Source organism: Marisediminitalea sp., assembly GCF_984433645.1.
The window spans coordinates 1-8,599 of record NZ_CFIDRX010000184.1; the positions used below are offsets into that span (position 1 = coordinate 1).

The 8,599-nt window shown below is 48.1% G+C and carries 11 protein-coding genes; 2 read left to right on the top strand and 9 right to left on the bottom strand.

Annotated elements, in window-relative coordinates; genetic code table 11:
* Nucleotides 1-460 (bottom strand): 5'-deoxynucleotidase (yfbR, locus tag AC4MRN_RS17540; RefSeq protein ID WP_491204002.1); only part of this gene is annotated, 460 nt, incomplete at its 3' end.
* 233 nt (nt 461-693) lie between these two features.
* Here yfbR and AC4MRN_RS17545 point away from each other — a divergent pair.
* Nucleotides 694-870 carry a DUF1328 domain-containing protein gene (locus tag AC4MRN_RS17545; protein WP_073321960.1) on the top strand — a complete coding sequence of 59 codons (177 nt, stop codon included), beginning with the start codon at nt 694-696 and terminating at the stop codon, nt 868-870.
* 28 nt (nt 871-898) lie between these two features.
* Entirely contained in the window at nt 899-1,099 is a 201-nt protein-coding gene (locus AC4MRN_RS17550; RefSeq protein WP_073321962.1) for a hypothetical protein, read from the top strand.
* A gap of 49 nt (nt 1,100-1,148) precedes the next feature.
* On the opposite strand, the gene AC4MRN_RS17555 is transcribed toward AC4MRN_RS17550, so the two are convergent.
* The 8 genes from AC4MRN_RS17555 to AC4MRN_RS17590 all read right to left on the bottom strand — a co-directional run bounded on the left by AC4MRN_RS17555 (nt 1,149) and on the right by AC4MRN_RS17590 (nt 8,380).
* Nucleotides 1,149-2,366, bottom strand: a complete 1,218-nt coding sequence (locus AC4MRN_RS17555) for an endonuclease/exonuclease/phosphatase family protein (RefSeq protein WP_491204003.1) — start codon at nt 2,364-2,366, stop codon at nt 1,149-1,151.
* 147 nt (nt 2,367-2,513) lie between these two features.
* On the bottom strand, nt 2,514-2,957 hold the full coding sequence (locus AC4MRN_RS17560; RefSeq protein WP_073321966.1) for a hypothetical protein: 444 nt from the start codon (nt 2,955-2,957) through the stop codon (nt 2,514-2,516).
* Nucleotides 2,947-5,382 (bottom strand): efflux RND transporter permease subunit, encoded by a 2,436-nt coding sequence (locus AC4MRN_RS17565; protein ID WP_491204004.1) that lies wholly within the window; start codon nt 5,380-5,382, stop codon nt 2,947-2,949. Before AC4MRN_RS17565 ends, AC4MRN_RS17560 begins: the two co-directional genes overlap by 11 nt.
* A complete protein-coding gene (locus tag AC4MRN_RS17570; protein WP_491204005.1) occupies nt 5,372-6,304 on the bottom strand; it encodes an MlaA family lipoprotein in 933 nt (310 codons plus the stop codon). Before AC4MRN_RS17570 ends, AC4MRN_RS17565 begins: the two co-directional genes overlap by 11 nt.
* Nucleotides 6,294-6,662, bottom strand: a complete 369-nt coding sequence (locus tag AC4MRN_RS17575; protein ID WP_139241549.1) for a hypothetical protein — start codon at nt 6,660-6,662, stop codon at nt 6,294-6,296. The genes AC4MRN_RS17570 and AC4MRN_RS17575 overlap by 11 nt, the downstream gene beginning before the upstream one ends.
* Before the next feature lie 123 nt (nt 6,663-6,785).
* Nucleotides 6,786-6,941, bottom strand: coding sequence for a hypothetical protein (locus AC4MRN_RS17580; RefSeq protein WP_175555793.1), 156 nt, complete (start codon nt 6,939-6,941; stop codon nt 6,786-6,788).
* 76 nt (nt 6,942-7,017) lie between these two features.
* Entirely contained in the window at nt 7,018-7,587 is a 570-nt protein-coding gene (locus tag AC4MRN_RS17585; RefSeq protein ID WP_073321972.1) for a BON domain-containing protein, read from the bottom strand.
* A gap of 208 nt (nt 7,588-7,795) precedes the next feature.
* Nucleotides 7,796-8,380, bottom strand: coding sequence for a hypothetical protein (locus AC4MRN_RS17590; RefSeq protein WP_073322794.1), 585 nt, complete (start codon nt 8,378-8,380; stop codon nt 7,796-7,798).
* Nucleotides 8,381-8,599 lie beyond the last annotated feature (219 nt).

Sequence of the window (8,599 nt, forward strand, 5' to 3'; positions counted from 1 at the left end):
ATTTTGCCAACTCATAATCGCACTTCAGATAAGCACACAGCACATCGGCTGCTTTAGCTAACCGCACGTGTACGTCATTCTTGTCCTGAAGAATCAGCGGCTCATAGGTTGCTTGCAGTGGCTCAGGCAGGGTTTTTATAAGCATTTGCTCAAAACGGCGCTCCAGCTTTTTAATCGCCTGGGTCGTTTCGGGGTCGTGATACTTCACCGGACTTGGTATGTCACTCATTCCGGCGATCTCACTGCCCTCGTGGAAAATAGCCATGGCTGCAACGCGATCAGGTTCGATGGCTTCCTGAAATATTTCTTTGGCAATGACACCCAGCATGTGCGCGATGACAGACGCCTCGTAAATATGCGTCGATAGCATTTCAGACTGAAACTGCGCCATAAGCGGCCAACGTTTTACGTTGCGGGCACGTTGCATAAGTCCAATAAACGCCGAGTGACTGTTTGCCATTTTAATCTCCTGTGTAAGCTGATTGCGTGATCCTACCGACTATTCGTTTAAATGTCTGCCCAAAACCATCCCGACGCTCTGTAAAAAATGCACGAGTGTCTGTAATGCTAGCCTGTCAGTCATATCCGCAATCAGTCAAAAAAAATTAAAACAATAAAATTCAATGACTTAACAAATGGCATGCAACTGGCATTAGTAATTATGTCCTTGACTGATAAGAGAAGGAGAACACCATGTTAGGTTGGGCTATTGTATTTTTTATTATTGCTATTGTTGCTGCAGTATTTGGATTTGGTGGCATCGCCGGTGCCGCAACAGGCATTGCGCAGTTCCTGTTTTTCCTATTCGTAGTGCTGCTGGTTATTTCATTGATTGCGGGCGCCTTACGCGGTAAAGCCCCAAGAGCATAAACCCCGTTTAATACACAAGGAGACGGCTATGAAAACGTTAAAATTATTGGATGTACTGAAAATGACAGTGATCGCGGCATTTGCCAGTAGTGTGATTGCGTGTGGTGATGGCGCAGCAGAAGATGCAGGCGAGACGATAGACGAAGTGGTTACCGATACGGGTAACGCTATCGAAGATGCCTGTGAAGATGTCAAAGAAGGCGTCGATGCCAAAGACAAAGATTGTTAATCAACAATCATTCAGAAAGCCCACAGTACGATGTGGGCTTTTTTATGCCCTACTCTACCGCTATATCCACCCAGACCAGACGATGATCGGAACTGGCCTGACGATTTTCCACCAAGCGATACAAAGCGCTTGCTTCAGCAGGCCAGAAAACCCCGCTTTGCTTCACAGACAACCCGTACTTTGAGGGCAAAACATAATCAGCCCGAGCGCCCCACTCTGCCGTGTACCGAGCACAAAATGCCTGGCTACAGTGAGCGCGGCCACCTTCACTCTCCGGCACTACGGCACCATTGACACGGGGATGGTCCAACAACTGCTCAATTACACCTGCACGGTGTTTATCCCCCACGTCGGTGGCATTAAAATCTCCCACCAGCACAAACCGGGAGTTCGGCGCCAGACCGCCCTTATTGCCGTTATCGTCGTAAAGGTATGAGGCTTTGTCAGGTGACAAATAGTCGGCCATGAGTCTGATTTCATCATGATTGCGTTTACCGTTGCGATCTTCCGGGCCGTCAAAGGTAGGCGGCGTTGGATGCATTGCCAACACGTGTAGCCATTTCCCCTTCACGTTAACCGGAATATCCCAGTGCGACTTAGAACTCAGGCGCATGCCTTGCCAGGCTTGGTCGCTGTACCAGCTATCCTGGGTGTCAGGGTGAACCGGTTGTTGGGCTCCGGGCATATCTTGCCAATGAAACATCTGAAATGTTCTGACCGCGTCGGTATCGATGGGGAATTTAGACAACAACACCATGCCATACTGCCCCGGATAGATGCCATAGCCATAAGCGTCGCCACCTGTGCCCGTTGCCTTGCCATCACCATCAAGGTCGAAAGGACTCGGCTCTCCGGTATTAACCGGTGCAGCATAAATGTAGTCGTAGTGTTGTGGTGTCTGTCCTTGCTGACTCACCGCCAGAAAGTGATTAATAAATCGCTGGACTGCAGAGGGCGTTGCCCCAGCGGAATAGTCAAACTCATTTAATAAAATGATATCGGGCGCGACGCGCTGAATAATCTCGGCAATATTGCGAATCTGAGGTTGTTGTGGGTCGTTAAGCAGCGTGAGCAAGGTCTGCTCAGAAGGCGTTACGTCCTGTGAACGGTAGTTGTTTGCTTCCATACTCACATTAAACGTGGCAACCCGGATTACCGGTATGTCGTCACTTTCAGATTGAGGCGATCGCGCGTCTGTGCAGCCAGCGAGCAGTCCGAGAACACCGACAATGAATATAAAACACGGCGAAAAAAGTTTGTTAATCATGAAAAAAGGGCCTGAATAATAAACAGTAGCCCCAGTAACAATTCGAATTTGCTACTGGCGTCAGAAAAAGTGTGACGCCAGTGTACCCAGTCGGGTGGTTTTAAGCCAGTGTGTCTGTATCTGAACTACAAACGTGGGTTATTCGCTCTAAGCACTCCCCACTCTGCTCCAGCGCAAAAAGAGGCCTAACGCCATCAACAGTAAGCTCGCAGCAACGACCACGGCAACCGGATAAAACAAATTACCCGCCAAATCCAGCTGGCTGTATTTAATTATCATGATCAGGCCTTCCAGCACCAGGGCAATAATAACTACACTGACAAACCGGGTAACAGTACGCCGAATCGCATCAAACAAATTGTCTTCTTCACTAAAGCGGTATTCTTTGTAAATTCCCATGGCTAACTCGTACGTCGCCAAGGCAATAAATAAATCGTTTATTGACTTTATCACTGCCGAAACAAAGTCGACATCTGGCTGAAAACCTTCTGAAAAATGTACCACGGCCAGACAGATCATCGTGGCCGAGATAAACATAAACAGGCCAGCGAAAAATGTCGCTGATATATCTTTAACCCATTTATTTTGCATGCTGTACGTCCTCCATTTGCTCATTTTCCTGTTTACCTACAAACACATTCAGCAGCGCCGGTAATAAGGTCATGTCGGCCACCAGCGCCAACAGCATTGCCAGGGCGGTCAACAACCCAAAGTACACACTGGGCAGAAAATCAGACCAAGCAAACAGCGAGAAACCAATGGCGATCAACGACGTTGTGATCAGAATTGCCAGCCCACTTTCTCTGAACGCATGCCGTGTCGCTTTTTCCGCCCCTTCCTGATTGGCCTCTCGATAACTGTGCACAAAGTGTAAGGTATCATCGACGGCGATCCCCATCGCAATAGCAGCAATGGTTATGGTCATGATATCGAGAGGAATACCCGCCCAGCCAATAATGCCGAGTATGGCCAGTGTCGTCAGTATGTTGGGGACCAGCGCAATTAACGCCAGTGGAATAGAACGGAAAATCAACAAAAACACCGCACCGAGTGCCACATAAACTATGCCCAGCGTAGTGATTTGAGAGTCAAACAACCGCGCTAAAATATCCTGATAAAGCACGAACAATCCGGTGAGCTGGTAGTCATCACCGTCCAGCGACACAGCCTGCATATCCTGCCGTAACTGGGACATAAACTGCTCGCGATCGAGCCCTTCCGTTGTATCCTGGATACGCGTGGCCATGCGCAACTGCTGTTTCTCAGGAGAAAAATACGCCCCTACCAGTTGATTAACCACTTTTTGATCGAGCAAATAATAAATACTGGATAACTCGTATTCGGTTAACGGCTTGCCGTTGTTTAGCTGCTTAGCAAGGGCTGTAAAATTCGCCACCGACGTCACACTGCCAGTCGCTTCAAACGCGTTCACCGCGGTTTGTACTATTTGCAGTTGGTTTACGCTATTCGCACTCAACAACAGTGCAGAGTCACTCGGTGGGTGTTGAATGTTAATAATGATATCCAGCGCTGTCGTACCGCCAAACTCCTTGTCGATATAGGCCAGTTCCTGATGCACCCGGGTATCATCGGCAAAGTAGTTGATAAACGAGTTTTCAACATTGAGGCGGGTTATGCCAACTGACAACACCAGTAATACGCTGGCGGCTATCACACTCACCCAGCCGGGTCGTTGAAAAGACAGCGTCGCTGCTCGATTAAGCACAACGGAGAACAGCCCCCATTCCTTGCCTTCTGTTTTGGCTGTTAAACACGCCAATCCGGCCGGAAACCCAATTACGCTGACCAGCAATGAAATACTGGTCGCCAGCAGCATCATGGTACCAAACGACATGACGGGCGCTAACCCACTGAACAATAACGCCGCAAAGCCAACCGATGTGGTTAATGCCGCAAAAAAGCACGGAGCCAGCTTAGCTTGTAAAACCCGGCGAACCCGCTCGTGTTGATGACTTTCTGGCTGCTCACGAGCTATATGCCGATAACTGCTGATCATATGGATCATCACCGCCAGCGTCAGAATAATCTGTAGTGCAACAAAATTAGCGGAAATCACGGTAGCTCGTAAGTCCAGCCAGCCGAGCAACCCCACGGTAATTCCCACGCTCACAGCGCAGGCAGTAAGCGGAAATAACACCCACCGCAGGCGACGGTACAGCAGCAGAAGTAACAGTGCGATGACCAACACGATTGCAGCGCCAAAGACAACCAGGTCACGGGTGATAATATCGATAAGATGCTGACCTACAACATAAGGGCCGCCTAAGTAAATATTGGCGCGCTCAGAAACCGCCTGCGTTATTTGATTTATCGCGGCAATTTCTTCTTTTCGGGTATTGGTGAGCGACTGTCGAATGGGATCGGCTTGCTGTTCCAACGCATCGAGCTGAGCCTGTGCCTCTTCTGGTATGTCCTGACCGATGTATTGCGCTTTTATGGCAATAATGTCACGCTCAAGGCGCGCCAGTTCCTCGTTGGTTTCAAATACGATTTGAATTGCTGTGGCGGTATTGGCTTTATTGATCAGTAAATCGGTAAAAATTGGATGGTCCGCAATCAGCGAGCGCATGGTCTCCGCACCGTATTGCTGAGCCTGCCAGGTGAGCTGACTAACCTGTGTTTCTCCCGTCAGAGCTGCAGCATCTTTAATTAATGGCACATTAATAATCGACGTTACCGATTCGACACGCGCGATGGATTTAAAATCGTCGCTCAGGCGTTGTAGATCAGAAAATGTCTGCTCACTAAAAACGTCATGCCCGGTTGGCTCGTAGGCCACCAGAATAAATTCGTCGGGATTAAATGTCTGCTGTGCCAGCTGCGACTGAATATACAAGGCATTGTCTTTGGCCAACAGGGTGTCTGCCGATGCTGCTATTTTGAAGCGTGGTACGCCGGTAATAGCTGCCGCTAGCATCAGCATCATTGTCACAAGAATGGCGATGCGAAAACGAATGATGGTTTCCGCGATACGAGACACAGCATTAGTTTTCATCGGTGTTTTTCTCATTCTCAGTGGCTGCAGGTGTTACTTGCTGTCTGCTGTCGGCTTGCTTGCCAAACCACATATCGCGTTTTTGTGCTTGTAAATACTGATTGCGGAAGAACACGTAAGGGTCTTCTGATTCACTGTATAGCGTGTGGTAAGTGTCTGACTGGCTGCTGAAATCATCGACGCCATCAACGACGCGTAGCTGATAATTATGCGGGGCGTGCGTTACGTGGTTAACCGGGTGAACAAAGCCTTCTGCAAGCACAGACACACCACTTCGTGCATCACTTTGCCCTAATAACGGCAGCACCAGATACGGTCCCGGCTCGATACCCCAGACGGCTAGCGTGTCACCGATACTTTGAGGCTGCCTTTCTACTTCAAACACACTGGTGGCGGGGTCAAATAATCCCAACAGCCCAATGGTGGAGTTGATCACAAACCGGCTAAGATTACTGCCCGCTTCTTTCACTTCACCGGCAAACAGGTGATTCAGCAAATTCAACGGCTCACGCAGATTATCAAAAAAATTGCCCACAGACTGCCGTGCAGGCGCAGGCACAACGGCACGGTATCCGTTGGATACAGGCGTCAGCACGTACTTGTAGGCACCATTGTTAAACGAGAACATGGCGCGATTGAAGCCTTCCCAGGGGTCGTAATAAGCGGGAAGCGTTTCTGGATCGCCGTTCAGGACTGTCTGCTCCATCGAGACAACGGCAGGATCTACACGGATTTCCCCTTGCGAGGTCGTCAATGTCACTGATTGACCGTTAGACAGCGCATCGGTTGCTGATAGCGGTGTGTCTGGCTGTTTAATCGACACCGGCTGCGCAGAAGCTGACTCATCAGGGATCTGCGCACATCCGGACGCGACCAGCGTAGCCAGACTGACTAACGGTATTATCAGTGATTTATAATGCATGTCCTTGTCCGGTCTTCATTCGATGGTGACGCAGAATGGCGTTAGCACGCTCCAGCGAATCATCGCGGTTAAAATGCCAGTTTCGCTGTTCGAATTCCCGCGCTTCACTCAGGTAATAAATAATGCGTTTTAATCGCAGCGAATGAACCCTGTTCTGTGAATTAAAACGGGTACGTTCTATGGCATGTTCGAGTGTTTCAATAGCGTTACTGTATTGCGGGGCGACGGCGACGAGTTCCGTCGTTTGTGCGCCATCTTGTTCCTGTGCCCATTGTGTGAGAGGCGTTGATTGACTGGTTGCCCATACACCGCTGCAAACCAGTAGAGAACCAAATGCCCATTTCGTTAAATTATGCATTGTCGTCACCACATCGTTGGTTTTGCTTGCTTTCACACCGGTTCTAACTGCGCCCCGGCTCCTCCCATCCCTGCTCATACTAAGTGGATGGATTCCTGTTGGCCTGTTCGGCCAGTTTGCACACTAAGACGATGCCTCTTCGTTTTGACCCGGCGAGTTCATCTCATTCAGACGAATTTGGTATTCCGATGGGCTGGCCGCCTCATCGTAACGTGCAAACCAATTAAAAAAAGCACGTTCGTCTGGCTGAAAGTCTCGGTCATCATTAGCATTGTCCATCTTGCAAAATTCCTGTTCTGTGTTTGTTGTCAGAAATAAAAAAGAGAAGCTACGACAACGCAGCTTCTCTAAAGCGTTATTCACTTTCTTCGATGGTCAGTTCGTCATCAACCGACTCAACATCTGACGTATTTTTCGCAATTTCGATTGCCAGCGCACGTGCGCTTTCACTTTCAACCGAACCTTTCAGCTTAACGTGTCCCTTGGTCACATCAACGTCGATGTCCAGGCCAGAAATATCGCTGTCCATCAACAATTTCGATTTCACCACGGTGGCGATTTTGGCGTCTTTCAACTCTTGTGACACCGGCTTTTCTGCGGTAACGTCTTCATCGTCGTCCATGCTGATCACTGACAGCTGGTTGTCGACTTCAGACACACCATCGATACCTGCTACCAGTTCTTCGGCAAGCTTTTTATCGATTCGGCTATCGACTTTACCGGTAAGGATCACCACGCCGTCTTTGACATCAGTATTGATATCAAACGAGTTCAAATGCGTATTAAACAACAGAGACGCTTCGGCTTTGCCATCAATCCATGCATCCTTCGCCTTGTCTTCCCATTCAGTTGATGCATATACAGAGGTTGCAGCGGTTGTGGTTAATACACCTACTGCGATACATGATAAAAGTGAACGTTTCATGGAATATCTCCTGTTTTGAGTTCACAGACTCTACAGCGAGATTCGGGCCAAAATTGTAACCCATTGTTTTTATTTGAATTCAAGAAATAATAATGCTACTAAAGTTGAAGAAAACTGTAGCTATTTCTCTACACTGTGTAGAAGTTACCGATGAAGAAACAACCAGGTTGTTTGAACCGAACCTGATACGGATACGGTATTTTGCGTTTTATTGCGCCGCACTGGGTTGTGTATGTTCGCCCGCTTTGGCATTGCGTTTGCGTTTTAATACATCGGCAATCGCACTACAAATGTTCTCGCGTTTCTTGAAGTAACTCAGTGCGATCAATTTGTCTTCACTGGGCCAGATAGCCTGCTGTAACAAGAACTTGTCGTTTTCAGACAGTTCTCGCGTATCCAGTTCAATCGCTACCGCTTTTTTGTTGGGTTTCAACACCGTAGGAGATGCCGTTTTCACAATAGACGGAGACACGAATAAAAACTGGCGAGAGATTGGATCTTTCACCACGCCCAACCGACCATGATAATACAGGATCGCAGGCCAACCTTCAGAAATGCGGCTTTGGTAAAAGATCAGGAAAGTAAATAGCAATAGGACAATGAACGTCATGCTCACAAAGAACAAAGACAAGCCAGGGGCTACAGACACCACGCCGGCGATAGCGAAAACAAATAACATCCAAAAACCAAATACCCTGCGTAATACGTAGGGTGACACACCAGACAATACCTGAGCGTGTTTGATTTCCTGAGGTTCAAGTTGGAATAAGCAAACCAACGAATTTGTTTTCACGTCGTTCAAAATAAAAATCTACCATAATAGTGATCTAAGCACATAATACCGAATTGCAGTATTATCAAAAAGGTTTAATGTGCACTTTTCGCCGAAAAAACAGCTGCATAAGTCCAAAAGCGACAAATGCGATCAACGCTTCAAAACAATCGATAACCTATATACGATGATATAGCCCATTTTGGTTATTATTGCGAATAAATATGGCACTATATAACG

Bases quoted from the DNA above. Each gene is read 5' to 3' on its own strand.
- AC4MRN_RS17550 (WP_073321962.1), top strand. From the start codon at position 899: ATGAAAACGTTAAAATTATTGGATGTACTGAAAATGACAGTGATCGCG.
- AC4MRN_RS17570 (WP_491204005.1), bottom strand. From the start codon at position 6,304: ATGCATTATAAATCACTGATAATACCGTTAGTCAGTCTGGCTACGCTG.
- AC4MRN_RS17575 (WP_139241549.1), bottom strand. From the start codon at position 6,662: ATGCATAATTTAACGAAATGGGCATTTGGTTCTCTACTGGTTTGCAGC.
- AC4MRN_RS17580 (WP_175555793.1), bottom strand. From the start codon at position 6,941: ATGGACAATGCTAATGATGACCGAGACTTTCAGCCAGACGAACGTGCT.
- AC4MRN_RS17560 (WP_073321966.1), bottom strand. From the start codon at position 2,957: ATGCAAAATAAATGGGTTAAAGATATATCAGCGACATTTTTCGCTGGC.
- AC4MRN_RS17565 (WP_491204004.1), bottom strand. From the start codon at position 5,382: ATGAAAACTAATGCTGTGTCTCGTATCGCGGAAACCATCATTCGTTTT.
- AC4MRN_RS17585 (WP_073321972.1), bottom strand. From the start codon at position 7,587: ATGAAACGTTCACTTTTATCATGTATCGCAGTAGGTGTATTAACCACA.
- AC4MRN_RS17545 (WP_073321960.1), top strand. From the start codon at position 694: ATGTTAGGTTGGGCTATTGTATTTTTTATTATTGCTATTGTTGCTGCA.
- AC4MRN_RS17555 (WP_491204003.1), bottom strand. From the start codon at position 2,366: ATGATTAACAAACTTTTTTCGCCGTGTTTTATATTCATTGTCGGTGTT.